The sequence below is a fragment of the Maritalea sp. YIW29 genome (assembly GCF_057219265.1).
The window spans coordinates 1540972-1565808 of sequence record NZ_JBXVVF010000001.1; the positions used below are offsets into that span (position 1 = coordinate 1540972).

The following is a 24837-nucleotide window of genomic DNA, read 5'->3' on the forward strand; positions in this document are numbered from 1 at the left end:
TATTGCCCCTTGAATGCCTCTGGCCACAATATCTGGTGCGGGGGCGCGTAGCGCAAATGCATAAGTCCGCGAATCATCCCACAATCTTTGCCATTTGACCCCTCAGTCCTTGATACGACAAGGGTGTCCGCTTGATTTCTCGTGAATAACCGCACGAAGTTGACAATTCGTCGTTCAAATCCAATTAAAGTGTTTTGCCCAACACCAAAGCACCAGAACGAATGATTTCTGCAAACCCAAGGGTTTTGTAAAACCCTACGGCATTGGGATTGTTTAGCGAGACGCCCAAATGAAGCTTGCGCGTCCCAAGCTCGGCCATCCGCCTTGACGCAGTTTCAATGAGTTTGCGCCCAAACCCGCCGCCCTGCGCTTCTGGCAAAAGATTGATATGAAGATGTGCAGGAAAATCGTCGGCGTAAGCTGGCGCCGGGTTTTGAGCATTCTTGAGGGCTTCTAAAAATTCGTGATCTTTTACGGTTGATGCTTCAAACTCTGCCAATCGATCGGATACTTCTGGCCACCAAACAGAACGTTGCCACGTTTCAAACGCGCGCGTGTTGTGTGTCGTTACGATATAGCCGACGACCTTGTCATCTATTTCGACGACAAAACAACTTTCTGGCGAGTGAGATAGATATGGCGTCGACCAAATCAATGCGGGCAGATCTGGCCTAGAATAAAGCCCAGAGGCATCTTGGCCAGAGTCTGCTGTTTTCAGGCAAACATGGGCCATTGCCTCCTCGTCAGACGACCTTGCTGTTCTAATTTTCTTGTGGTCCGGCGGGTGATACATGGATGCCAAATTGGTCAGTTCTGGTTTATTGCGTTTGCTTACAAGTTGATTAGTGTGAACAAAAGCAATTCGATTCCTTCAATTTGCTAAACCAGACCATATGTAATGGTATTGGTCGAGATTGATCGAACTGAAAAATCGTAAGAATTGGCGACATCAGCGCAAATTCAGAATTTAAGGCGCAATAGCGCGGAGAATGTTCAATGGGTAAATCCACCCCACCTATCGCAGAAAAACGACCTCATTCCGTCGAAAACCACGGCATTGTGCGCAACGATCCTTATCATTGGCTTCGTGATGACAATTGGCAACAAGTTATGCATGACCCGTCCGTATTGCGGCAGGATATTCGAGCCTATCTTGAGGCGGAGAATGATCATTTCAACGTCTTTATGGGTGAGCATGACGCCCTGAAGGACAAGATTTACAACGAAATCCGTGGTCGAATTAAAGAAGACGATTCTACGGTGCCGTTTAAGCATGGTGACTTTGCCTATTTCAGCCGTACGCTCGAGGGGCAGCAATATAATCAAATTTGCCGCACCGACCGCGACGGCAAGAATGAGCAAATCCTAATCGACAATAATGTTGAGGCCGGCGACGGCTATTTCCGTTCGGGTGGTGCTGCGCATTCACCTAATCACAAATATCTGGCTTGGTCATGCGACCGAAAAGGTTCAGAATATTTCACCATATTTGTGCGTGATCTAGACACGGCCAAAGAACGTGCCGATCAGATTATCAATACATCAGGTGGAGCTGTTTGGGCTGCGGACAGTCAGAGCTTCTTCTATGTCGTGCAAGACGAGAACCACCGCCCGCACAAAGTGTTCCAACACAAGCTCGGCGATGACGCGGCCAATGACCGTTTAGTGTATGAAGAGAAAAACCCGGGCTTTTTCATAGGTTTGCACAAAACCAGTTCTGGCAATCTCATTCTAATCGACGCCAATGATCACGAAACAAGCGAAGTGCATTATATCGACGCGCACAATGCCGAAAGCGATCCTATTCTGATCGCTGAGCGGCAAGAAGGTCGCGAATACGGCGTGGAAGATCATGGCGACACACTCTACATCACGACCAATGCGGATGATGCGATTGACTTTAAGATGGTCACGACATCCATCAAGTCGCCAGGTGTTGAAAACTGGCAAGACCTTATCCCCCATCGCCCCGGTATTTTGCTGCAAGGCTATTTTCTAAAAGACGGCTATTTGGTGCGGAAGGAACAGTTTGAGGGGCTACCACGCATTATCGTTCGCGAGCTATCCAGCGGCAATGAAGAAGCCATTAGCTTTGACGAAGAGGCCTACACGCTTTCCGTTGCAGGCGGCTATGAGTTCGATAGCACACAAATCCGCTACTATTACTCGTCACCCACAACGCCTGCGCAAGTGTTTGATTATGATCTAAAGTCAAAAGAGCGCACCTTGCTTAAAACGCAAGAAATCCCGTCTGGTCACGACCCTGCCAAATATGTCACTCGACGCTTGTTCGCGACTTCGCATGATGGCGAGCAGGTGCCGGTAACCATCCTTCATCGAGCAGGTTTGGAACTGGATGGTTCCGCACCTTTGTTGCTTTACGGATATGGTTCATACGGCATGTCGATGCCTGCCGGGTTCTCAGAAAGCAATCTCTCGCTTGTAGACCGTGGCATGGTTTACGCCATCGCACACGTTCGTGGTGGCATGGAAAAAGGCTACGCTTGGTACACCAACGGCAAACGTGAGCATAAGACCAACACGTTTGATGATTTTATTGCGTCGGCCAACATGTTGATTGAAAAGGGCTACACTTCAAAAGGCAAAATTGCTGCTATGGGCGGCTCAGCTGGCGGTTTGCTGATGGGTGCAGTGGTAAACAAAGCGCCTGAATTATTTGGTGGTGCCATCGCGCAAGTTCCGTTTGTGGATGTCCTCAACACAATGCTCGACGACACGCTTCCCCTCACCCCACCAGAATGGCCTGAATGGGGTAACCCCATTGAATCAAAAGAAGATTACGATCGCATCGCGTCTTATTCTCCCTATGACAATGTGGAAGCAAAAGCCTATCCGTCTATGTTTGTGATGGCTGGTTTGACTGATCCGCGCGTTACATATTGGGAACCAGCAAAATGGGTCGCCAAGCTTCGCGCCACAAAGACAGACAATAATCCGTTGATCCTAAAAACCCATATGGGCGCGGGTCATGGCGGCATGTCCGGCCGGTTTGAGCGCATCAAAGAGGTGGCAATGGCCTATGTTTTCGCGTTGGAAACGACAAAATAGCCCGGAAAACTACAAAATAGTTCGAATTTAAAAAGGAATTCCTTTCTCAAGTATTGTTGTCGCGGTCAATCGGCTTTATAAAGGTGATTGAACTGCGGCGCGTTCGCTTTAAGCAAATAATTTGGAGGCAACTATGTCTTTTGAACTTCCTGATCTACCATACGCATATGATGCGTTGACCCCTTACATGTCAGCTGAAACGCTTGAGTTTCACCACGACAAGCATCACCAAGCCTATGTAACAAATGGCAATAAGCTTCTTGAAGGTTCAGGCCTTGAAGGCAAGTCGCTTGAAGACGTAGTGCGCGAAAGCCACGGCAAAAATGCTGGCCTTTTCAACAATGCAGCGCAGCATTACAACCACGTTCACTTCTGGAACTGGATGAAAGCTAATGGCGGCGGCGCGATTCCTGGTGAATTGGAGGCTAAAATCAATGCCGATTTGGGTTCAGTTGCTGAATTCCGCGAAGCATTTCTAAATGCTGGCGCAACACAGTTTGGTTCTGGCTGGGCTTGGCTTGTCCTAAACAATGGCAAACTCGAAGTCACCAAAACACCGAATGGCGAAAACCCATTGATCCACGGTCAAACACCATTGCTTGGTTGTGACGTGTGGGAGCACTCCTACTACATCGATTACCGCAATGCCCGTCCGAAATATTTGGAAGCATTCTTTGATTCGATGGTGAACTGGGAATATGTAGCTGAGCTTTTCGACGCTGCCAGCTAATTCTCTCTAACACCATAAGAAATTCGGCCCGCTCTGCCTTTGGTTGAGCGGGCTTTTTTTGTAAAATTTTCGAAAAACTAGGCCTACTGATCGAAAAAACAGATATATTTTAAACTTGACAATAATACTCATATATAGCATTTGCTGCGCTCAGGACCGACCAAACTGGTCAAATCTGAACGGAGAATTCTTGTGAAGCTAATTATTAAGTCACTCGCAGCACTTGCGCTTGTCGCGCTGACAGTTACGTCAATTTCAGCTCGGAACATTCGACACGAGTTGGGGATAACGGACGTACTGGATGCACCAAAACGTATCATCGTGCTCGAATTCAGCTTCATCGATGCTCTGGCTTCTGTTGGTGTTGCACCGGTTGGCATTGCTGACGACAAAAAACGGGATCGTGTCATTGATGCTTACACCAAAGTCATCGGTGACGACTGGGTTTCGGTTGGCACCCGCAAGACCCCAAGTTTTGAAGTCATCGCATCCCTCAACCCAGACTTGATTATCGCAGACAAGAAGCGCCATGCGACAGTCTATGAGCAACTATCTGAAATTGCACCAACCATCGTTTTGGACAGTTTGGCGGGCAACTATCACGATTCAGTCGCACAAATGGTTGTGATTGGCGATGCGATTGGCAAAAGCGCTGAAATGACAACTCGCGTTGATCAGCATAAGGCCCGCATGAAGGAATTTGCGGCAGAAATTGCGCCAAAGGCAATGGGCGTAACAGCACAATTCGGGGTTGCGAACGCAAAGGGCCTATGGCTTCATTCACCGATTTCATACAACGGATCTCTTCTTGCTTCATTGGGTTTTGATAGCAGTATGAAGCCGAAAGAAGGCGGGGTTTATGAAGCGACATATGTACCAACAACGCTCGAACAACTTTCAGAAGTGAACCCGGATATCCTGCTGATTGGTGAGTATTCAGACCCCTCTTTCATCGACAATCAAATAGGTGAAACGCTTTACAAAAATCTTAGTGCGGTCAAATCTGACAAAGTATTTTTTGTGACCGCTCACAATTGGTCACGCCTACGCGGCATGTTGGCTGCTGAGCTGACAGCGCAAGATCTGATCGAAATCTTTCGAGGTATCGAGTGATTTCTGACGCCATGCAAACGGGGTGTGTAAAGCCACCCCGTATTGCGGCCCTTATCTTTTGTGCAGTCCTTCTTGCCGCCGGCATATTTTTCTCTTTATCAACTGGCGGGCGAACAGACTTCGGATTTTTTGAACTTTGGACACCAACCGGGGACGCTGTCGGCATTCTTTATGACATTCGTTGGCCGCGAACTTTGGTATCGCTGCTGTTAGGCGTTAATTTGGGTCTCGCAGGACTTTGCCTTCAGGCAATCACACGCAACAGCCTCGCTTCTCCTGCTATTTTGGGTATCAATCAAGGTGCAGCGCTGGGCATAACATTAGCTCTCATCTGGCCGATGATTTTTCCTTTTCCCATTGAAATGATGGCCATATTGGGTGCAGCTTTAGCCGGTGTAACAACATTTGCAATTTCCGGTGGGTTGTCAGGACGCGTAGAACCAACAAAATTGGTACTTGGCGGCATCGCAGTGGGTGCGCTAGCCTATGCACTTGTCCGGTTTTCCTTCACGTTGGAAGACGAGCTGGCCCGCTCCGTTGTGCGCTGGACCGTTGGCGATATTGCAGATACGCGATGGCCTTCTGTCTTCTTACTCGTCAGCTTTACCTTACCCGGCTTATTGGCCGCATTCCTGCTAGCGCATCGGTTTAATCTGCTGGCTTTGGGTGAAGGCTCCGCCAGCGGACTTGGGGCAGACCCGCGCATTACCCTTCTTTTGGGCGCAACGCTTTCCGCCCTCCTGACCGGCGTCAGCGTTTCTGTTGCTGGGCCAATTGCCTTTGCCGGTTTGGTTGTGCCGCATATGTCCAAATTGGTTTTCGGCAACGACCACAAATTACTGGTGCCAATGACAGCATTACTCGGGGCTGCTTTGTTGGTGACAGCAGACGGCCTGTCAAAAATTTTGGTTGCACCAATCGAAATTCCAATCGGAGTTGTTGTTGCGCTTATTGGCGCGCCTTGGTTTCTCTGGCAAACGCTTTCAACAAAAGACCTTTCGTAATGCGAAACTATTTGATCCTCAGCGCCCTAATATTATTGACCTGCTTCGCGGCATTGTGGAGTGTTTCTGTCGGCGCGGTACAAGTTCCCATCGGCGTGATTTTCAATACGATTTTGGATTTGGATGGACCGCAACAGGACTATATCGTCAATAAGTCCCGTCTGCCCCGAACATTGTTGGCGCTCATAACCGGCGCATCTTTGGCATTGGCAGGGGCGATAATTCAAACATTGCTACACAATGCGCTTGCCAGTCCAAAAATCGTTGGCATCAATTCCGGCGCCGCACTCGCTGTTTTGATATCTTCCATGCTCTTGCCTGCAGTCGCCTTGTCGTGGCACCCAATGATTGCGATTGTCGGCGGCTTGGTCGCTGCCGCTATCATCTATTTCCTTGCCGAATATCGTGCCATTTCAGTCAATCGCCTTGTGCTTATTGGCATTGCAATTGGTTTTATTTTTGATACGGGCGTCGATTTCATTCTTGTTTCAGCTGACACCTACTCAATATCAGCACCGCTGGTTTGGCTCACTGGCTCACTTTGGGGCCGCAGCTGGAACCATTTCAATTCTGTCTGGCCACTGCTTTTGCCCTTATGTATCTTAGGATGTCTTTTGTTTCATCGGCTCAACTTGATGATGTTAGGCCCGACCCTAGCTTCGGGTCTTGGTGTGAACTTGCGGGTAGAACGATTGGCATCGCTGCTGGTGGCCTGCCTGCTTGCAGCGATCAGCGTAAGTGTTGTTGGAGTGCTTGGATTTGTCGGGTTGATGGCGCCCCATATTGCCCGCAATTTGGTCGGCAATCGGCACGGTGCGGCACTGCCCGTTTCCATGCTTGTGGGTGCCCTTTTGGTTGTCATCGCAGATGGCGCTGGCCGCAATATATCACCACCAATCGAAATCTCGGCAGGCATCCTAACCGCTTTGTTTGGTGCGCCGTTTTTCATTCTCTTATTAGCCAATCAAAGTCGAGGGGTAAGACCATGAGCATTGAAATCAACAATGTGGAAGCTGGCTATAGTTCCTTTAAACTCAAAGGTATAAACACGCGCATTAATGCTGGTTCCTTAACTGCATTAATTGGCCCGAACGGCTGCGGTAAATCTACACTGTTGAGATCAATAGGTCGGCAGCTCACGATCAAATCTGGCAACATTCTCATCGCTGGCCAAGATGTGGCCCAACTATCGCGAAGAGAATTCGCCAAACTTATCTCAATCCTGCCGCAAAACCCACTGGTACCCGAAGGTGTTACAGTCGAACAGTTGGTTGAATATGGTCGTGCGCCACATCAAAACTTGATGGGGTGGAAATCCGCTGATGATGTAAAATTCATCAATTCAGCGATTGAACAAAATGAACTAGGCGAGCTGAAGAACAAGCCTGTTAATGAATTATCCGGCGGCCAACGCCAACGTGCATTTCTGGCCATGTGTATCGCTCAAAACACGCCCTACATTCTGCTTGATGAACCGACCAGTGCCCTTGATATCAGATATCAATATGAGGTTTTGGATTTACTGAAAGAACTCGAACAATCAGGCAAAACGATCATCGTTGTCCTGCATGATATTGCGCAGGCGGCACGATATGCAGAGGACATAATTGTCATGCGAGACGGCCATATTGAAGCGAAGGGATCGCCCACCCGGGTAATCACCACAGATCTCATCCGCAAGGTCTATGATTTTGAAGCAATGGTCTATCCAGATCCTGAAACCGGCCTGCCCGCTATCACGGCGGCACAGAATTCAATTCGGACTGCCGCGGTCGCTTAGCGCACCAGCTTGTCGGGTCAAAAGCTAAAACTTGGCAAATTCTAGCGACGTTTCGGCTTTTGTTTTGCCATCTTGCGGACCATTTTACCGAAATTTTTGTCTTTAGTTCGGCGCTCAGACAGGCTTGCGGAATTGAACGCTTCTTCGGCCGTTAGCTTGCGCCATCTTGCTAGCCGGTCCGCATCAATTTCATTCGTGTCCAAAGCTTCTCGCACCGCACATCCGGGCTCGGTCTCATGTTTGCAGTCGTTGAAACGGCATTGTGTCGTCAACTCAAGAATATCGGCGAACAGCTCATTTATGCCGTCGGCAACGTCGGTTAGCTGCAGCTCGCGCATGCCGGGTGTATCCAGCACAACGCATCCGCCGGGCACAAAATGCAATTGTCGCGTCGTTGTTGTGTGACGGCCTTTGGCATCACCTTCGCGGGTTGCTTGTGTTTGGATAGATTGAGACCCGGCTAAAGCGTTGGTCAAAGTCGACTTGCCAACACCGGACGACCCTAAGAAAGCAACCGTTTTACCTGCCTTGCACCATTCGGCCAGCATCTTAAGCGGCTCATCGGTACGTGCATTCAAGGTGACAACCGGCACAGATCTTGAAATGGCTTGAGCCTTTTCAACATACTCGCTCGCGTTGGTCACCAAGTCCGCTTTAGTCAACACAATGACCGGCGTAATCTGTGCTTCGAACGCCAATGCGATGTACCGCTCGAGGCGTGCGATGTTAAAATCCTGATTGCAAGATGAGACGATGAAAGCGGTGTCGATGTTGGCCGCGATCAGTTGCACATAAAATTCGACGCCTGCTGCACGCCGTTTAATAAGGCTTTTGCGTTCGATGACTTTGCTGGACTGCGGTTGGTTTTGGTCGACCAAAAGCCAGTCGCCGACAGTTGCATCATTCAGCGGCGGCACCATGCCAGCGAAATCTGCTCCAATGACATGCATGCCGCTGCGATGCACCTCAACGACGCGTGCGGGTGGCGTAATTTCTAAATCATCGACACTGACCTGTTGCGCAAAGAATGGTTGCCAACCCAACATTTCAAGTTGGGACAATTGTCGACCCGTTAGTGCATCCTCAGTTGTGGGCAAAAGGAATTTCTCGAAATTCCCCGTCATTGTGTTTTGGCTTTCATCGATCAACTTTAGTTCGTGCTGGGGCGCGGCCCGTTATGCGGCGCATAGGTATCACACTTTTGCACTGACTGCGTAGCGCAACTTTGGCGACTTGGTCATTTGCTTCAAACGCCATCCAAAAGATTCGCTGAAACAGATGTATCAAAGGAAATAAAAAATACCTCAAAACTGATGGAAGTTGGGGAAAGCCAATTCCACCCTTTTCATCGCACATCTTCAATGTTAACTCTTTATTAACGAATGAGGTGTCGTGTGCGAAGCTTAAAAGTTATTGGTATCATTGCACAAAATCGTGCACTGAGTTCAATTCTGTCGATGATGCTGCGCGACTGTGAGGATGTCCGTGTACGTGTATTCGAGAGCCAAGCGGCACTGAAATCATATTTGCGCATCGCCCCGATTCACCTTCTAATTTGTGACTATCAGCTTTCCGGTTTGAGTTGTCCGACGCTAATTGCCGCGCTTAAGTGCAACCCGCAAATGCATACTGAAAACATGCAGGTTATGGCGCTAACCCAAGGCATAGACCGCAAGATCCAAAAAGAAATCGGCGCTGCAGGCATTGACGAAATCATCGTAAAACCGATGTCGCCGGCCTATGTTCGCGAAAGAGCAGAAGCACGACTTATGCTGCCGTCAAAATATAAGCGTGTGCCCAAGCAATCTACGCCGCAAACGCAGGCGCCAACTTACCAAATTCAGTCAGTCGACAATGATGTTCAATGGGCAGACAATGTCATTCCATTATTCGGCAGCCGCGAATTTGTGCCTTCGCCCGAACTGAACTAATTTCGCCGTTGGGCAATTAACGCGCCAACAATTCGGACAATTTTTCCCAACCTTCAGCTTCCGTGCGCGCAAAAATCAACCGCTCTGCAGCCAATGGGCTTCCAACTGAAACTACATCTTGAACAAAACCGCGCAAAAGCAAAAACTCATCTCTGGGGGAAATGCAAACCAGTGGCCTAAATCCCGATGCAGTCCACGTCGTGAGGTAGTGATCAAGGTCAGACATTACGGGCGGCATAACCCAGAAATGGCCAATTTGGGTCAGAACATTTTGTTCGGCTTTGCTGCCAGCATCGATCAGTTCTGCCCCTTCGGGCATATTTTCACGGCCTTCAGGTGCATCACCATAAATTTTCACGGTCCCGCCGGTCGAAAGCGCGCCGGTTACCAATGCGGCACCAACCTCGCCTGCTGGCGGCGTGCACAAAATTGTTGTGCCCTTACCCGACAAAAACTCACCGCAAGAATGCGCTTCTTCAACATGAATTTGCTGTGTCGCGCGGCCTGCAGGCGCTAGAAAACCTGCAGGATCATCAAGGTCTTGCAATTTGGCCAGTTTGGTTTTTGATCTAAATTTGAACAATTGGAGTTACCGACCGCGTTTGAGGCTACCAAGAATACCACGTACCAATTGATTGCCCAACTGACGGGCAACTGTGCGGGCAAAACTGTTGATTGCTGCTTCTGTTGATGTTTGCCGACGAGAGCGGCGTTTTTTTGAACGGGAACGTTTTGTCGGCCGATCATCGCGATAGCTATCTTCGTAGCCTGAGCGTGGTCGGCGCATCCGGCCATAGTCCTCGCGCTCTTGCTCTTCGCGTTGCCGCTGCAATTCTTCCTCGCGCAGACGCTCTGCCGCCCGTTCTTCTAAAACTTCAGCGGCTGACACTCGATCTATCGTTTCATCATAGAGGTCGGCCATCGGGCTATCGTGCAAAATTGCTTTGCGTTCCTTCACCGTGATGGGACCCAACCGAGAAGACGGCGGCCGCATCATGGTGCGGCCAACCATTGAGGGCACGCCCTTCTTTTCCAAAGTCGACACTAATGCTTCGCCAACACCAAGCTGGGTAATCACTTCTTCTGTATCAAAGTCTGGATTTGGGCGAAATGTCTCCGCTGCGGTGCGAACAGCCTTTTGCTCGCGCGGCGTATATGCCCTAAGCGCATGTTGCACACGGTTGCCCAATTGAGCCAAAACTGGGTCCGGAATATCAAGCGGGTTTTGGGTCACAAAATAGACGCCAACACCTTTTGAGCGGACAAGTTTTACGACCTGTTCAACCTTGTTCAGCAACGCTTTTGGTGCATCGTCAAACAGCAAGTGGGCTTCATCGAAGAAAAACACGAGATGCGGTTTTTCAGGATTACCAACTTCGGGCAATTCTTCGAACAATTCGGACAATAGCCAAAGCAGAAATGTTGCATATAGCCGTGGAGACTGCATCAACTCGTCTGCCGCCAACACGGAAACAAAGCCGCGTCCATCTTGATCTACCCGCATGATGTCTTGGATGTTTAGGGCACGCTCGCCGAAGAAATTTTCAACGCCCTGCTGTTCCAACACCAATAGCGAGCGTTGAATTGCGCCAATTGAAGAGCGCGAGACACGCCCATAGGTTTTCGAAATCTCGTCCGAACGTTCGTCGATTTCCACCAGCAGCGCCCGCAGGTCTTGAAGATCAAGCAGCAGCAGGCCTTCATCATCGGCCAACGCAAATGCAATGTTGAGCACGCCTTCTTGTACATCCGACAGGTCGAGCAAACGCGAAAGCAAAAGCGGGCCCATATCAGAAATGGTGGCGCGGATCGGATGTCCTTGCTTGCCGAATAAATCCCAAAATATTGTTGGAAAGCTTTCATAGACATAATCGCTGAAGCCGATATCTGTCGCACGTTTTTCCAAAAAGTCTTTGCTTTCACCAGCAACCGCGATGCCCGACAGGTCACCTTTAACATCGGCGCAAAAAACCGGCACCCCTGCCCGGGAAAATCCCTCGGCCATGATTTGAAGACTCACCGTTTTACCCGTACCCGTCGCACCGGTAATCAGCCCATGTCGGTTTGCCAGTTTGAGATTGAGATATTCACCATCGGTGCTGGTGCCCAGATAAACTGTACCGTCAACAAATCGTTCCATTGTGGCCCTTTGTATTTCTTGTGCGGCTATATAAGACGCTCCCATGATCAATCTCAATAGATTTTGCTCAAATTTTGGCTGTCAAAACTGTTTTTGATAATTCTTAGGCCGTGCGCCCTTGGAATGTTGGCTAATCCGCCCTATTTGAAAGCTACATTGATTTTGGGGGCACCATGCTAACGACAACGACCGACTCACTTGAGGGATTCGAAATTACGGAATATTTGGGACTTGTGATGGGTGAAACCATTTTAGGTGCCAATTTCGTTCGCGACATCATGGCGACTGTGACCGACTATATTGGTGGTCGTTCAGGTGCATATGAAGAAACGCTGGCGAAATCTCGCAAAGCCGCCCTTGAAGAAATGACAGATCGCGCGCGCATGATGGGTGCTGACGCCGTAATAGGCATTGATTTGGACTATGAAACTGTTGGCGCACGTGGTGCTATGTTGATGGTCACATGCTCTGGAACTGCGGTGCGATTGCATAAAACCTAGTGCCATTTCAGCCGCTAACCCGTTAACGCCAATCATAAGCTTTGATTGCAACGTGAACTGATTAATGATCAATTTCCATTCCAATGAAATGGGAAAGATCGATCATGTTTACCCGGCGCAAGTTTTTTCACCTTGTTGGTGCTGCCTCAGCGGCGACGCTTGTCACAAATAGCCCAGCGCTCGCGCAGGTTGGCGTGGTTGACGCTGGTTCACTCGGACTTGTGCCGAACTCAAACACTGATCAATCCACCTTGCTGGCCGACATTTTAGCTCGAGCAAGTTTAGATGGGCAAACGGTCTATTTGCCAGCGGGTGAATATGTCGTCAGCGACGTTCAAGTGCCTTCAAATACTGGCCTTTTGGGCGCGAACGGTCGCACAATCTTGCGTTCGTTTGGCGATACGGCGCTATTGAGTGGGAATAATGCGACTAACATTGGTATAAAGCACATCGTTTTTTCGGGTCCGCGCACAGCTAGCAACGGCGACAATTTCGGACTGTTGGACTTTACCAATTGCAGCGGCTTGCAAATTGAGAATTGCACGTTCGAAGGCGCTGCAATGCATGGAATAAACCTATATGGCTCTGGCGGTACGATTGAAAAAAACCAACTCAAAGCCATCGCGAACGCGGCGATTATGTCGATGGATGCAAGTGATCTAACCATCACCAACAATCAGATCGACGGGTGTGGCAATAACGGTATTTTGGTTTGGCGTAGCGACAAAAGCCATGATGGCACGATTGTTACAAATAACCACATCACCAACATTGATTGGCGCAATGGCGGCAACGGACAAAACGGCAATGGGATAAATATCTTCCGCGCCGCAGACGTCATCATCAGCAACAATGTCATTACCGAATGCGCATTTTCAGCCGTTCGGGCCAATGGCACTGTCAATTGTCAGATTATCGGCAATAATTGTCGCAATCTTTCAGAGGTTGCCATTTTCTCAGAGTTTGATTTTGCCGGCTCCATTGTGGCGCAAAACATCATTGATGGCGCAGCACAAGGCATATCGATCACCAATTGGAACGATGGTGGCCATTTGGCAGTTTGCTCTGGCAACATCATTCGAAACATTTGGCCATCTAGTCCGACAAATCCAGATTCAGTGCCCGTTGGCATTGGCGTGGAAGCCGACATAGCAGTTGACGGCAACGTAATTGAAAATGTTCCCGGCGTTGGCATTGCAGCTGGTTGGGGGCCCTATATGCGCAATATCAGCATAACCGATAATCTAATCCAGGAAGTCGATTTGGGAATTTATGTATCCGTTGCTGAAGGTGTTGGTGCTGCACAGGTCAAAGACAATTTGATTAACAACGCTCGTCGCGGCGGCATTGTCGGCGCACGTTGGGACGATTATGTAGAAATGGACTTACAAAGCAACGCCAAGCGATACCCACTGCTCAGCGTCCAAGACAACCAGATCAACTAACTGAGTTTAGAAAAAGCTTGCGATTGAATTGGCAGACTGTAATTGGCCGACTTCAAAACCACGCCAGTTCTTTTCAGGCTGCGCGGTTTTCTTCGCCAACACATTCTGAACGGCTTCCGTGTGCCCACCAATAGCGCTCAATAGCCCAGCGACAATAGCATGGGCGGCATCCATGTTGCCGTCATCGCATTTAACCGCGAAACCCCAATTTCTGCCGCGCAATGCGCCGCAAAAAACACCAGCTGCGCCAATTTTCAACATCAAATCTCCGGCGAAGGCGTTCATCGCATCTGTATCGAAACCATCAGTACCAGCTACCAATTCCGCATTTGCAGCAGCTGCCTTGAACAACCGATCACTCGCTGTGGCATAAATGGACGGTAACTCGTTTGAGCCAGACGACATTTTGGCAAACGCTTGGGCAAAATTGATCAGCGGCGCGCCCCAAGTTGGGATTGAGCAGCCATCGCGTCCGCAATGGTCGGGTGATAGGTCAACATTCAGCACGCGTTCAACACATTCACGCACCAGTACTTGAACGGGATGATCGCGCTCAATGTAACCTGCTGGGTTCACTCCTAGCGCTTTTGCCACCGCCAACATGCCTGCATGTTTGCCAGAACAATTATTATGTAGCGCCGAAGGCTTTACGCCAGCGGCACGTAACGCGTTTCGCGCAGCTTTATTCATCGGGGGATGCACACCGCATTCTAAATCCGCGGCTGTCGCGCCGATTTTTTGCAAGAACAGCAACACGCCTTCAACATGAAATTCCTCACCAAGGTGCGAAGAACAAGCAAGCGCCAAGTCTTGATCATTCAGTTTGAACTTTTCGACCGCGCCACTTTGAAAAAGTGCAATAGCCTGCAAGGACTTAATTGCAGAACGTGGATAGATCAACGCATTCACATCGCCAGCACTGCTCACCACAGTGTCACTTTGGTCAACCACACAAAACGCCCCACGGTGGAGGTTTTCGACCATGTTGCCGCGAACATATTCGGCCAAAACTGGATTTGCGCTTTGCTCGGTCATCTCGAACCCTCGATCTAAAATTTCACATCCAAGGCACTAGCAGAGATTCCCGCTTGTTGAAATAGACATTAGGTCGAGCTTTTTGAATTCCAATAGACACCTGCAGGTTCGATAATTTGACCACCAACTTTTTCGGCCTTGGGTCCGTAATTGAAGTAGAATGAATGCGCCTGCGTATCGCGTCGACGTACACTTCCTGGCATCATTTCAGTTTCAATTTGCGCTTCTGTACAGGCATTTCCAAGCACGCGCACCAGAGCATCTTGATCCAACCATGCCCCAAAATAGATCAGGTTTTGCTGTCTCATCGCAACCGCAGCACCTTGTGCCGTGCGCTCAACGATTTCCGAATCCCCCGACAATTCTTCGCGCCACTTGCTCAACGCGCCACCATTTTCTAAGGGAACACTTATGGAGCCTCGCAGGCTTTCGACAAATTCAACTGTGCAATCAATCCGCGGTAAGTTTGGCGGCAATGGCGTTGGAATTGAAAATTCTTGCGTTTTCGAACCTGTTCTTGGTCCGGCAATTGCGATCCCCTCAAACCGTTCCAGCGCGTTTTTGAATTCTGTTTCAAGGGTCGTCAAACCGGGCAACAACACCAATTGATAGTCCGACAAATCAGCGCACGTTGGCGGCACAATATCCACGGAAAGCCCGAGTTTTCTCAGCGCGCAATAATGGTCAAAGACCAAATCGAAATAGTGACAGCCCTCACCTTGGGGCTGAACATCCGTCGCCCAATTGCTTTGATAATCAAATACCAGCGCGACCCGCGCTTGAACATGGTCATCTTCGGACATGTCTTTAAGTTCAGCCACTACTTGGGCTGCCTCGCCATAGGCGGGTGCGACCTCACTGTCAGGTCGCAGAAGACCGGAGTGCATTTGCTCTTGCGCGAAAGGTGCCTGCCGCCAACGAAAATACATCACCGACTCTGCGCCGTGGGCAAACGCCTCCCACGTCCATAGCCGAACCATTCCGGGCAACGGCGCCGGATTGTACGGTGCCCAGTTTACCGGACCGGGTTGTTGTTCCATCACCCACCAGCGCCCCTTGCCGACAGCTCGATATAGATCGTGATGGAAGGCTTGAAAGTCCGGATGGCCTTGTTTTGCATGCTCGTGTTTGAACTGGTCCGAAGCTGAAATCCGGTCTTCAAGAAAGCCAAGTGGATAGCTATCCCAACTGGCAATTTCCAAGTCATCTCCGACTTTGAAATGATCAAATTCGGTTACACGGCCCATGTAATTGTGGGCGATAGGAGCGTCTGTATATTTGCGAATGGCGTCAACTTGCTGCCGATTGAATGCCACAACTTGATCGGAAGAAAAGCGGCGAAACGCCATGCAGTGAGCCGGGTTCGCCTCTGTCACCGTCAAGTTCGGCAAATCAATTTGCGCGAACGAGGAATATTCCATCGACCAAAACACATTGCCCCAAGCCTCGTTCAATTCTTCAACGGTTTGATAGCTTGCTGCACACCATTTCTGGAAGGCGTGTTTGGCGGATGGGGAATAAGAAATGACCGTATCATGGCATCCATATTCATTGTCAGTCTGCCAAGCGACAACGTGTTGGTTGTGGCCATATCGTTGTGCCAGAAGTTCAACAATCCGGGCGCTTTCTTCTTGAAACCCAATATGGGAAAAACAGTAGTGACGGCGAGAACCGAACTTTCGAGGGTTACCCTGCTCGTCGACGGCCAACATGTCTGGATGCCGGTCGATCATCCAACGTGGGGGCGTTGCTGTGGGCGTGCCCAAAACAACCTTCAAACCAGCTTGTCCCAATATTTCAATGGCTTCATCAAGCCATGCCCAATCAAACTTGCCATATTCTGGCTCAATGCGGCTCCACGCAAATTCACCAATTCGCACCCATTCAAGGCCAAGTTCGGCCATGCGATGAGCGTCGTCTGCCCACTGTGTGCGGGGCCAATGTTCAGGATAGTAGCAAGTGCCCAGCGCGCGTTTGATCATGGTTACAAAATTACCTGGTGTTCTTTTTGGCCCTTGATACCAAGATCAACGATGAATGTCTCGCCTGCGTGATATTCGGTCTCGCTGAGGCCGACTTTGGCAGATGTAATATACATCTGCGTCAGGTTTTCACCGCCAAAAGCGGGGCACGTGATTTGGCTTGCGGGCAATTTGATTTCGCTGACAAATGAACCATTCTTGGCATATTGTGCAACTCGTCCCGCGCCCCATTGGGCGTTCCAAAGATTGCCTTCAGCGTCCACAACTGACCCGTCAGGATTGAGTTGCTCGTCGCTCAAATCGACAAATATTTCCGGCGCTCCCACCGGCCAGCCATCATTCTCATCCAGTTTAACCTGCATGATCTTTTTGGTCACTGTGTCGGTGAAATAGGCAAGTTTCTTGTCGGGCGAGAAGCAAATCGAGTTGGAAATTGTAATATTTCCAAATAGTTGCCTCACTTTGCCGCAATAATAACGATAAATGGCACCAGCCTCTGGCTCAGCGTTCTTGCCCATCGTGCCGATCCAAAACCCACCAAACGGATCCGCCCGGCCATCATTTGACCGTGTAACCGGATTGTCTTTTTCGATGTCGGCGATCCGGGTTTCTTCACCCGTTTCAACATTGAGTTTAAACAAGCCAAATTCATCAGCGACCAGAAAATGATCGCGATCTAGCCACCCAGCGGCGGAAACATATCGATTGAACTCGGTTTGTGTCGTTTTTGACCCGACACGTCGCAGCATCAGTTTCTTATCGATATCGAACCAGAAAAACTCGCCCCTTAGAGGATGCCAAATTGGCCCCTCGCCCAAACTGCAGTTGGTGTCATCAAAAGTTTCAATGTTCATTCTCAAACACCGCATCATAGGCATTTACAATTTTGTCGGCTTTTTCGCGAACGGTCGTGGCGTCATCACCTGGTTTGTAAATGGCGGTGCCAATGCCAAATCCATTTGCCCCGGCGGTTTTCCACGCGGCAAAGTTGTCAGGGCCAGCGCCACCAACTGCATAACAATCCATATCCGCCGGCAATACCGCCCGCAGCGCTTTAAGCCCTGATGTACCAAGCACGCTGGCTGGGAAGAACTTCAATCCATCGGCGCCTGCATGGATAGCGGCGAAGCACTCACTGGCCGAAAACACCCCAGGGTATGAATTCATACCTGCCGCTTTGCTTGCCTTGATGACATCAGTATTGCAGTCTGGAGAAACAACGAATTGACCATCGTTGGCTTTAAGATGTGCAACATTATCTACTGTTAGTACGGTACCAGCGCCGATTTCCGCTTGCCCATCAAATGCGCTGCGCATTGCTGCGATGCTTTTGAATGGTTCCGGAGAATTCAGCGGCACCTCAATCAGGGTGATGCCAGCTTCAATAATCTGTTGGGTAATTTCAACTGCTTCGCTTGGCTGAATGCCGCGCAGAATGGCGATAATTTTGCGGTGGTTCATGATGCTTGCGCCAATGCTGCTACGGCAACAGCGTGCAAACCGCCCATTGTCATCATATCACCATCGGCAATGGTGGCCTGACAATCATAAAGTTCTAGCGCCATATTGTAGTGCGTTGCCAATTTTGGATCCCCGATAATGCAGACGTCCATATTCGCCCAGAGATATTGAGTTGCTTGCAATTCCATACCGATCAACAAACCAGAGAGCCGAGCCCGCGCCTCGTTTGCCGGCAGGCCGTGCAACATGGATTGTGGGCGGATAGCAAACAATTCTTGACCGGACAATTCTGGCGAACTTATTGAAAGCTTTGCCCCGGCGATGAACGCTGCGTCGTCCCAACCTTTGCCACCAACCGAGTGGCGTAGAACCGACTGCTTAGACAACAAGCCGAATAATTCTCCCGTCATAAATGTTGTGAATTGTTTCACTTCGCCATCTTCAACAACGGCCCATTTCGAATGGGTACCGGGCAAACAAACAACGCCTTTAAAAGTCGGCATGCTTGCCAAGAAACCGGCGATTTGGGTTTCTTCACCACGCATAACATCTGCGGGCTTGTCTTGAGAAAGACCTGGCACAATCAACACTCGAACACGTGGGTCGTTTATTGGCGCTTCAACCAATTGTTCGTTACGCGGCGGCGTGCAGGGCGTGCTGAGATATTCGGCTTCAATCCACCCCTGTTTCGCACCGACCATGCCGCAAGCAAATGCCGTTACAGGATTTGTTCTGCCAACAAGCCATGGTTCGACTTGGGCAAGGAACACTGCTTCAAACTGATCTCGCTCGAGGTTGCCCATGCCTTGGCCACTTTTAACGTGATCCAAGATTTGGCCCGCAGGGCCCATTGCCCATGCCCGAAAATGAGTTGTGCCCCAATCAAGAGCAATCCATTCGATTTTATTGTTCATTTTGATTACCCTGTTACGACAGTACCGCCATCGACGACCATCGCTTGGCCCGTCATCATGCGGCTGGTTTTTGACGCCAAAAACAATGTAGCGTCAACAATGTCATCTGGTGCCAGATGTTCTTTCAAACATTGGCGGTCTAAATGTGCGGCTAGCCCTTCCGGCGTTGCCCACATATCAAGTTGTTTTTGGGTCAGCACCCAACCTGGCATCAATGCATTTACCCGGATCTTATCGGGTCCTAACTCACGTGCTAATGCGCGTGTTAAGCCAGTAATACCGGCCTTCGCTGCAATGTAAGAGGCGTATCCTGCGCCACCCATCATGTAAGAAATCGAAGAAAAATTGATGATCGAACCGCCACCAGCTTCTTTCATGCCCGCAGCAACGGCTTGGGTTGTAAAATAATGGGGGCGCAGATTTACATCCATCGCCATGTCCCATTCTTCAACAGTGTAGCCGTCCATTTCATGACGCTTGTCGTTTGCTGCATTGTTGACCATGACCGTAATGGGCCCGTTGGCTTTCACTGCCTGTTTGATGGCAAATCTGAGTTTTGGGATATCGGTAATGTCGCATTCAAGAAATAGAGGCTTATTGCCGTATTTCTCGCCCATTTCTTCAGCGAAATCTGACGCGTCGGAACGTTGAACGAAAGCCACGTTTGCGCCTTGCTGCAAAAAGCCTTCGGTAAGCGAAGCGCCGATACCTGAACCGCCTCCTGTGATGAACACACTTTGACCCTTAAGGTCATGAAACGTTACATTTTCACTCATTAGTGGCTCTCCCGTGTAACTGGCCGTGTATCCTTACCAACCAAAAAGTCAAGGTCTGCGCCTTTGTCGGCTTGCAGGACATGATCAATATATAGCTTGGCATATCCGCGTTCGTAATGAGCTGGATCAGGTTGCCAATTGCTTCGACGCTCTGTCAATTCGGCCTCATCAACAAGCAGTTCCAGCTCACCTTTTGACGCGCTGACCTTTATCCGATCGCCGGTTTTCACCAACGCCAAATTGCCGCCTGCTTGCGCTTCAGGGCTAACGTGCAAAATAACAGTGCCAAAAGCTGTGCCGGACATCCGCGCATCTGAAATCCGCACCATGTCCTTAATGCCCTTTTCAACCAATACACGCGGTATCGGCATATTGCCGACCTCCGGCATACCGGGATAACCTTTGGGCCCACAGCCCTTAAGCACCAAAATGGTGTCTTCGGTTACGGGCAAGTCTGGTCGATCAATGTTCGCCTTTAGGTCTTCGATGCTTTCAAACACAAAGGCCTCAGCTTCATGCTCAAGCAACTCATCGCTTGCCGCTGACGGCTTAACAATGGCGCCATTGGGTGCCAAATTCCCGCGCAGAACACGTAGGCCTGCAGCCGGCTTGAGCGGTTGATCCCAAGCGTAAATGACATCCCTATTGAAGCACTCCGCGCCTTCGGCGAAGGTGGAGATATCTTTGTTCAGAACAGTGTTGGCAGATCGAAGGTTTTCGCCCAACTCATTAAGGACAACCGGCATACCGCCTGCGTAGCAAAAATCTTCCATCAGATATTTGCCCGACGGCATACAATTCACCAGCAAGGGTACTTCGCTACCAAGTTCAAAATCTTGTAGGTTCAGGTCAATTTCAAGCCGACCTGCAAGGGCAAGCAAGTGCACAACAGCATTCGTCGAACCGCCAACAGCAGCGTTGGCCAAAATAGCATTTTCAAAGCTTGCTTTGGTGACCACTTTGGACATCAACAGGTCTTCATCCACCATCTCAACGATGCGTTTGCCCGTTAGATGGGCCAATGCCGTGCGGCGTGCGTCGACAGCAGGCAAAGCCGCATTTGTCGGCAAGCTCATACCCATAGCTTCGACAATGGAAGACATGGTTGAGGCTGTGCCCATTGTCATGCAAACGCCGGCAGATCGGCTCATGCCGCTTTCCGCGTTCATGAAGTCCTTCAGGGTCATATCCCCTGCCCGCACCGCTTCGGAAAATTTCCAAACGTCGGTGCCGGAGCCGATATCATCCCCTTTGAATTTGCCGTTCAGCATAGGGCCTGATGAAACAACAATAGTTGGCAAATCGACGGACGCCGCACCCATCAATTGGCCGGGTGTTGTCTTGTCGCAACCGCCTAAAAGCACTACACCGTCGATGCCGTAAGCCCGGATGCTTTCTTCAACATCCATCGCTAGTAAATTACGAAACAGCATGGCCGTCGGCTTCATTTGAGTTTCGCCAAGGCTCATGACGGGAAACTCGACAGGGAAGCCACCGGCCTCCCATACGCCGCGTTTCACCGCCTCAGCCAACACCCGCAATCCCGAATTGCAAGGTGTAAGTTCTGACCATGTATTGCAGATGCCAATAATCGGTCGTCCATCAAAAACGTGATCCGGAAAACCTTGGTTTTTCATCCAAGAGCGATGGATAAATCCGTCTTTATCTTTTTTGCCGTACCATCCTTGAGAGCGACGGTTTTTCTTATCGGTCACGCAAAGTCTTTCTTTGAAACATTATTGGACAACCATTCTGGCAACCAATCTTTATGGGCTTCTAGCAATTCGCCGGTCATGGCCCAAATTGTATCCAGATCCAATTCTGCTGCCGTGTGCGGATCGAGCATTGCCGCATGATAGACATGTTCAACATTCTCGTTGAGCAACGCCGCAACGGTTAGCTCTTGCACATTGATGTTGGTGCGCATCAACGCGATCAATTGGGGTGGAATGTCGTTCACGACTGTAGGTTGGATACCATTTGCATCAACAAGGCAAGGCACCTCAACCGCACACCCGTCTGGCAGTTGTGGGATGTAACCATTGTTGATGACATTGCCATAGATCACCGCAGGTTCGCCGGTCGCGATAGCATTCATGATGGTGGCCGCATATTCGCTCGATTTACAAACTTCGATTTTGTCGGCCTCTTTGAAGGCCGCCGCTTGCTCTTTCCAGCCTTCAACTTGCTCAATGCATCGTTTTGGATATTCGTCTAGTGGAATACCAAAGCGTTCAATCAGATCTTCACGCCCGTTCTTAATGAAATATGGCGTATATTCGGCAAAGTGCTCTGAACTTTCCGTCACAAAATAACCCACCCGATTGAGCATTTCATAGCGCACAAGGTTTGGGCAACGTGGCATATGCGGGTTGGTTTTTGGTTTCAGCGTACCGTTTGCATATCCGCTGCGTAATGCAGGATAGAGGTCCTTGTACGTTCCATCAGGCTGGCGTTCTTCAAAATTCAAGTAATACGCCATGTGGTTGATGCCAGCACATTTATAGCGAAGATTGGCAACATCTACATTAAGATCAGCAGCTAGTTCCTGGGCCGTACCTTGAACTGAATGGCATAGGCCAACTTGCTTGATGTCTGGGTATTTCGCCCCAAGTGCCCACATATTGATCGCCATCGGGTTCACATAGTTGAGCATCAACGCGTCCGGGCAGACTACGCGCATGTCATCGCATATCGCCCAAAGATGAGGCACGGTGCGCAGGCCACGCATGATGCCACCAATGCCAAGTGTGTCGGCGATTGTTTGGCGCAAACCATGTTTCTTTGGAATTTCAAAATCTGTGATCGTACACGGATCGTAGCCACCAATTTGGAAAGCAACGACAACAAAGTCAGCGCCCTGCAATGCTTCGCGTTGGTTCAAATGGGTTGAAACCGTTGCTTCAACGTCCATTGAAGAGATCATCTTGCGCGCAACTAGCTCAGATTCTTCCAATCGCGTTTTATCGATATCCATCAACGCGATATGCGCATCTTGCAGCGACGCGTAATGCAACGCGTCACCAATGATGTTCTTCATGAAAATCGTTGAGCCAGCGCCAATAAAGGCGATTTTTTTGGTCATAGTCTTACCTATTTAACTGCACCTAAAGTCAGTCCTGCGATGAAGTGTTTTTGCATCAAGAAGAACATTGCCACCGGCGGCAATGCGGCCATCAGCGATGCGGCCGAAACCAAATGCCAATTATTGACAAATTGACCGTTTAGCGCCCGCACACCAGCGGTAATTGGTTTTACGCTTTCGCCTTGGGTCAATACGTTTGCCCAGAAGAAATCGTTCCAAACAAATGTAAAAATAAGGACAGACAGGGCCGCGATTGCGGGCCTTACGAGTGGCAATACAACATGCCAGAAGATCTGCCATTCTTTCACCCCTTCAATGCGGGCACTTTCGATTAGATCGTAAGGCAATGCCCGAATGAAATTGCGCATAAAGAGTGTGCAAAAGCCGGTTTGAAACGCGCCATGGAACAGGACTTGCCCTTGGATCGTATCATACAGACCGGACTGCACAGACATATCGCGAACTGGCACCATCAAGATTTGATAGGGTACAAAGTTGCCCGCCACGAACAAGAAGAATAGCGGCAGCGCAACGCGGAAGCGATAAATGGCGAGGGCGTATCCTGCAAGGCAGGAAAGCGCCACCGAGATGATCACCGTCGGAATGGTGATCATAAACGAGTTCAACAGATATTGCGCTGCGGCGGATTGCGTGAACACGGCGATATAGTTTTCAACCAGCGCGATACGCGATGGAACGCCAAACACATTGCCCGAGTTAATATCAGCGGCTGGGCGAATTGAAGTTAAAAAGATTGCGATAAGTGGCAACAGCCAAATGAACAGCGCGATGGGCACAATGACTTGATAGCTAATTTGAGTAGCTCGACCGGAGCTCTTAATTGCACGAGGAAACATATTAGCGCCCTCCCTTTTCGTCTTGATACATGCGCCACAAGAAATAGCTGATGTAGAAAAGCATGATAACAAACAGCACTGTTGCGATGGCGGAGCCATACCCATAGCGTTCGCCATATTCAGAAATCGCTGTTTCGTACATGTAATAGGCCAAAACATTGGTGGAGCCGAACGGTCCGCCTTGTGTCATGATGGCAATCATATCGAATGAGCGAAGTGCGCCAATAACAGTCACGACCACGGCGATAAATGTCGCTGGGCGAAGTTGAGGCAGCACGATATACCAAAGCATCTTCCAGCCCTTCGCGCCATCTAGACGACCAGCTTCAATTTGGTCGGAGGCAACGTTGTTTAAGCCGGTAAGATAAAGGATCATGCAATAAGCGATTTGCGGCCAAAGGCCTGCAGCGATGATGCCATAGGTGGCAAATTCGGCGCTTGAAAGAATGTCAGGTGGCGTTTGCGAACACCTAAAAGTCACATTGCCGAGCAAGTTGACCGTCTCTTCGCAATAAAGCGCCTTCCAGATGGAACCAACAACGCCAAAATCTGGGTTGTAAAACCAGCCAAAAATGAGACCAACTACCACTTGTGAAATAACGAATGGGAAAAAGAAGAGCGACTTATAGAGCCGCATGCCCGGCGTTTCTTGATTGAGAAACAGCGCAATGAACAGGCCAGCTGGCACTGCCAACATGAACAATAAGAGCCACAACACGTTGTTCTTCAGGGAGGTCCAGAATTTTGGATCAGACCAGAGTTTTATGTAGTTGTCGAACCCGACCCAAACAGCCGTCGATGTGCCGTCAGCAAGGTAAAGGCCATTCCATTCGTAAAGAGAAAGCCAGATCGATTCAAAGATTGGGATTACGACGTAAATCGCGAAATAAATGAGTGCTGGTACAAGAAACAGCCAAGGCGCGATGTTGAGTTTGTTGCGAGCGAGCCAGGATGCTTGTGAAACAATTTTTGCATTATCAGTGACAGCCATGTGTCATCTCCCCAAAAAAGCCAT

The 24837-nt window shown here is 49.6% G+C and carries 23 protein-coding genes; 9 read left to right on the forward strand and 14 right to left on the reverse strand.

The window, feature by feature from the left end; translation table 11 throughout:
* Positions 1 to 184: 184 nt before the first annotated feature.
* Positions 185 to 733, reverse strand: a complete 549-nt coding sequence (locus tag AC2D8L_RS07495; protein WP_484684816.1) for a GNAT family N-acetyltransferase — start codon at positions 731 to 733, stop codon at positions 185 to 187.
* Between the two features lie 263 nt (positions 734 to 996).
* Between AC2D8L_RS07495 and AC2D8L_RS07500 the strand changes: the two genes are divergently transcribed.
* The 6 genes from AC2D8L_RS07500 to AC2D8L_RS07525 all read left to right on the forward strand — a co-directional run bounded on the left by AC2D8L_RS07500 (position 997) and on the right by AC2D8L_RS07525 (position 7696).
* Complete coding sequence (locus tag AC2D8L_RS07500) at positions 997 to 3069, forward strand: S9 family peptidase (protein ID WP_484684817.1); 2073 nt, start codon at positions 997 to 999, stop codon at positions 3067 to 3069.
* A 133-nt stretch (positions 3070 to 3202) separates the two neighbouring features.
* Positions 3203 to 3799 carry a superoxide dismutase gene (locus AC2D8L_RS07505; protein ID WP_484684818.1) on the forward strand — a complete coding sequence of 199 codons (597 nt, stop codon included), beginning with the start codon at positions 3203 to 3205 and terminating at the stop codon, positions 3797 to 3799.
* A gap of 192 nt (positions 3800 to 3991) precedes the next feature.
* Entirely contained in the window at positions 3992 to 4912 is a 921-nt protein-coding gene (locus AC2D8L_RS07510) for an ABC transporter substrate-binding protein (protein WP_484684819.1), read from the forward strand.
* Positions 4909 to 5916, forward strand: a complete 1008-nt coding sequence (locus AC2D8L_RS07515; RefSeq protein ID WP_484684820.1) for a FecCD family ABC transporter permease — start codon at positions 4909 to 4911, stop codon at positions 5914 to 5916. Before AC2D8L_RS07510 ends, AC2D8L_RS07515 begins: the two co-directional genes overlap by 4 nt.
* Complete coding sequence (locus AC2D8L_RS07520; RefSeq protein ID WP_484684821.1) at positions 5916 to 6905, forward strand: FecCD family ABC transporter permease; 990 nt, start codon at positions 5916 to 5918, stop codon at positions 6903 to 6905. Before AC2D8L_RS07515 ends, AC2D8L_RS07520 begins: the two co-directional genes overlap by 1 nt.
* Positions 6902 to 7696 (forward strand): ABC transporter ATP-binding protein, encoded by a 795-nt coding sequence (locus AC2D8L_RS07525; protein WP_484684822.1) that lies wholly within the window; start codon positions 6902 to 6904, stop codon positions 7694 to 7696. Before AC2D8L_RS07520 ends, AC2D8L_RS07525 begins: the two co-directional genes overlap by 4 nt.
* A 41-nt stretch (positions 7697 to 7737) precedes the next feature.
* On the opposite strand, the gene rsgA is transcribed toward AC2D8L_RS07525, so the two are convergent.
* Positions 7738 to 8820: a ribosome small subunit-dependent GTPase A gene (rsgA, locus tag AC2D8L_RS07530; protein WP_484684823.1), complete on the reverse strand. Its 1083-nt coding sequence runs from the start codon at positions 8818 to 8820 to the stop codon at positions 7738 to 7740.
* A 270-nt stretch (positions 8821 to 9090) separates the two neighbouring features.
* On the opposite strand from rsgA, the gene AC2D8L_RS07535 reads away from it, so the two are divergent.
* Complete coding sequence (locus tag AC2D8L_RS07535) at positions 9091 to 9627, forward strand: response regulator (RefSeq protein WP_484684824.1); 537 nt, start codon at positions 9091 to 9093, stop codon at positions 9625 to 9627.
* A gap of 16 nt (positions 9628 to 9643) precedes the next feature.
* Here the strand turns inward: AC2D8L_RS07535 and AC2D8L_RS07540 are convergent, their stop codons facing one another.
* Both AC2D8L_RS07540 and AC2D8L_RS07545 read right to left on the reverse strand, forming a co-directional pair.
* A complete protein-coding gene (locus AC2D8L_RS07540; RefSeq protein WP_484684825.1) occupies positions 9644 to 10210 on the reverse strand; it encodes a hypothetical protein in 567 nt (188 codons plus the stop codon).
* A 6-nt stretch (positions 10211 to 10216) separates the two neighbouring features.
* Entirely contained in the window at positions 10217 to 11767 is a 1551-nt protein-coding gene (locus tag AC2D8L_RS07545; protein ID WP_484684826.1) for a helicase HerA-like domain-containing protein, read from the reverse strand.
* 173 nt (positions 11768 to 11940) lie between these two features.
* Between AC2D8L_RS07545 and AC2D8L_RS07550 the strand changes: the two genes are divergently transcribed.
* Positions 11941 to 12267: a YbjQ family protein gene (locus AC2D8L_RS07550; protein ID WP_484684827.1), complete on the forward strand. Its 327-nt coding sequence runs from the start codon at positions 11941 to 11943 to the stop codon at positions 12265 to 12267.
* A 104-nt stretch (positions 12268 to 12371) separates the two neighbouring features.
* Entirely contained in the window at positions 12372 to 13712 is a 1341-nt protein-coding gene (locus AC2D8L_RS07555) for a TIGR03808 family TAT-translocated repetitive protein (RefSeq protein ID WP_484684828.1), read from the forward strand.
* Between the two features lie 6 nt (positions 13713 to 13718).
* Here AC2D8L_RS07555 and AC2D8L_RS07560 read toward each other — a convergent pair whose 3' ends face one another.
* The 10 genes from AC2D8L_RS07560 to AC2D8L_RS07605 all read right to left on the reverse strand — a co-directional run bounded on the left by AC2D8L_RS07560 (position 13719) and on the right by AC2D8L_RS07605 (position 24813).
* Positions 13719 to 14747, reverse strand: a complete 1029-nt coding sequence (locus AC2D8L_RS07560) for an asparaginase (RefSeq protein WP_484684829.1) — start codon at positions 14745 to 14747, stop codon at positions 13719 to 13721.
* Between the two features lie 68 nt (positions 14748 to 14815).
* Complete coding sequence (locus tag AC2D8L_RS07565) at positions 14816 to 16729, reverse strand: beta-galactosidase (RefSeq protein ID WP_484684830.1); 1914 nt, start codon at positions 16727 to 16729, stop codon at positions 14816 to 14818.
* Between the two features lie 2 nt (positions 16730 to 16731).
* On the reverse strand, positions 16732 to 17583 hold the full coding sequence (locus tag AC2D8L_RS07570) for an SMP-30/gluconolactonase/LRE family protein (protein ID WP_484684831.1): 852 nt from the start codon (positions 17581 to 17583) through the stop codon (positions 16732 to 16734).
* Positions 17573 to 18190: a 2-dehydro-3-deoxy-6-phosphogalactonate aldolase gene (locus AC2D8L_RS07575; RefSeq protein ID WP_484684832.1), complete on the reverse strand. Its 618-nt coding sequence runs from the start codon at positions 18188 to 18190 to the stop codon at positions 17573 to 17575. Before AC2D8L_RS07575 ends, AC2D8L_RS07570 begins: the two co-directional genes overlap by 11 nt.
* The gene (locus tag AC2D8L_RS07580; protein WP_484684833.1) at positions 18187 to 19104 is read right to left on the reverse strand and encodes a 2-dehydro-3-deoxygalactonokinase; all 918 of its coding nucleotides are present in this window, start codon (positions 19102 to 19104) and stop codon (positions 18187 to 18189) included. The genes AC2D8L_RS07575 and AC2D8L_RS07580 overlap by 4 nt, the downstream gene beginning before the upstream one ends.
* A 5-nt stretch (positions 19105 to 19109) precedes the next feature.
* Positions 19110 to 19880, reverse strand: coding sequence for an SDR family NAD(P)-dependent oxidoreductase (locus AC2D8L_RS07585; RefSeq protein WP_484684834.1), 771 nt, complete (start codon positions 19878 to 19880; stop codon positions 19110 to 19112).
* Positions 19880 to 21595, reverse strand: a complete 1716-nt coding sequence (locus tag AC2D8L_RS07590; protein WP_484684835.1) for an IlvD/Edd family dehydratase — start codon at positions 21593 to 21595, stop codon at positions 19880 to 19882. The genes AC2D8L_RS07585 and AC2D8L_RS07590 overlap by 1 nt, the downstream gene beginning before the upstream one ends.
* Entirely contained in the window at positions 21592 to 22965 is a 1374-nt protein-coding gene (gene melA, locus AC2D8L_RS07595) for an alpha-galactosidase (protein WP_484684836.1), read from the reverse strand. The genes AC2D8L_RS07590 and melA overlap by 4 nt, the downstream gene beginning before the upstream one ends.
* Positions 22966 to 22973: 8 nt before the next feature.
* Positions 22974 to 23822, reverse strand: a complete 849-nt coding sequence (locus AC2D8L_RS07600) for a carbohydrate ABC transporter permease (RefSeq protein ID WP_484684837.1) — start codon at positions 23820 to 23822, stop codon at positions 22974 to 22976.
* Between the two features lies 1 nt (position 23823).
* On the reverse strand, positions 23824 to 24813 hold the full coding sequence (locus AC2D8L_RS07605; RefSeq protein WP_484684838.1) for a carbohydrate ABC transporter permease: 990 nt from the start codon (positions 24811 to 24813) through the stop codon (positions 23824 to 23826).
* Between the last annotated feature and the right edge of the window lie 24 nt (positions 24814 to 24837).

Excerpts from the sequence above, each read along its gene's own strand:
- melA (WP_484684836.1), bottom strand. The coding sequence starts at position 22,965 with ATGACCAAAAAAATCGCCTTTATTGGCGCTGGCTCAACGATTTTCATG.
- AC2D8L_RS07600 (WP_484684837.1), bottom strand. The coding sequence starts at position 23,822 with ATGTTTCCTCGTGCAATTAAGAGCTCCGGTCGAGCTACTCAAATTAGC.
- AC2D8L_RS07565 (WP_484684830.1), bottom strand. The coding sequence starts at position 16,729 with ATGATCAAACGCGCGCTGGGCACTTGCTACTATCCTGAACATTGGCCC.
- AC2D8L_RS07560 (WP_484684829.1), bottom strand. The coding sequence starts at position 14,747 with ATGACCGAGCAAAGCGCAAATCCAGTTTTGGCCGAATATGTTCGCGGC.
- AC2D8L_RS07520 (WP_484684821.1), top strand. The coding sequence starts at position 5,916 with ATGCGAAACTATTTGATCCTCAGCGCCCTAATATTATTGACCTGCTTC.
- AC2D8L_RS07550 (WP_484684827.1), top strand. The coding sequence starts at position 11,941 with ATGCTAACGACAACGACCGACTCACTTGAGGGATTCGAAATTACGGAA.
- rsgA (WP_484684823.1), bottom strand. The coding sequence starts at position 8,820 with ATGACGGGGAATTTCGAGAAATTCCTTTTGCCCACAACTGAGGATGCA.
- AC2D8L_RS07545 (WP_484684826.1), bottom strand. The coding sequence starts at position 11,767 with ATGGAACGATTTGTTGACGGTACAGTTTATCTGGGCACCAGCACCGAT.
- AC2D8L_RS07555 (WP_484684828.1), top strand. The coding sequence starts at position 12,372 with ATGTTTACCCGGCGCAAGTTTTTTCACCTTGTTGGTGCTGCCTCAGCG.
- AC2D8L_RS07570 (WP_484684831.1), bottom strand. The coding sequence starts at position 17,583 with ATGAACATTGAAACTTTTGATGACACCAACTGCAGTTTGGGCGAGGGG.
- AC2D8L_RS07575 (WP_484684832.1), bottom strand. The coding sequence starts at position 18,190 with ATGAACCACCGCAAAATTATCGCCATTCTGCGCGGCATTCAGCCAAGC.
- AC2D8L_RS07580 (WP_484684833.1), bottom strand. The coding sequence starts at position 19,104 with ATGAACAATAAAATCGAATGGATTGCTCTTGATTGGGGCACAACTCAT.
- AC2D8L_RS07505 (WP_484684818.1), top strand. The coding sequence starts at position 3,203 with ATGTCTTTTGAACTTCCTGATCTACCATACGCATATGATGCGTTGACC.
- AC2D8L_RS07500 (WP_484684817.1), top strand. The coding sequence starts at position 997 with ATGGGTAAATCCACCCCACCTATCGCAGAAAAACGACCTCATTCCGTC.
- AC2D8L_RS07605 (WP_484684838.1), bottom strand. The coding sequence starts at position 24,813 with ATGGCTGTCACTGATAATGCAAAAATTGTTTCACAAGCATCCTGGCTC.
- AC2D8L_RS07525 (WP_484684822.1), top strand. The coding sequence starts at position 6,902 with ATGAGCATTGAAATCAACAATGTGGAAGCTGGCTATAGTTCCTTTAAA.
- AC2D8L_RS07495 (WP_484684816.1), bottom strand. The coding sequence starts at position 733 with ATGGCCCATGTTTGCCTGAAAACAGCAGACTCTGGCCAAGATGCCTCT.
- AC2D8L_RS07585 (WP_484684834.1), bottom strand. The coding sequence starts at position 19,880 with ATGAGTGAAAATGTAACGTTTCATGACCTTAAGGGTCAAAGTGTGTTC.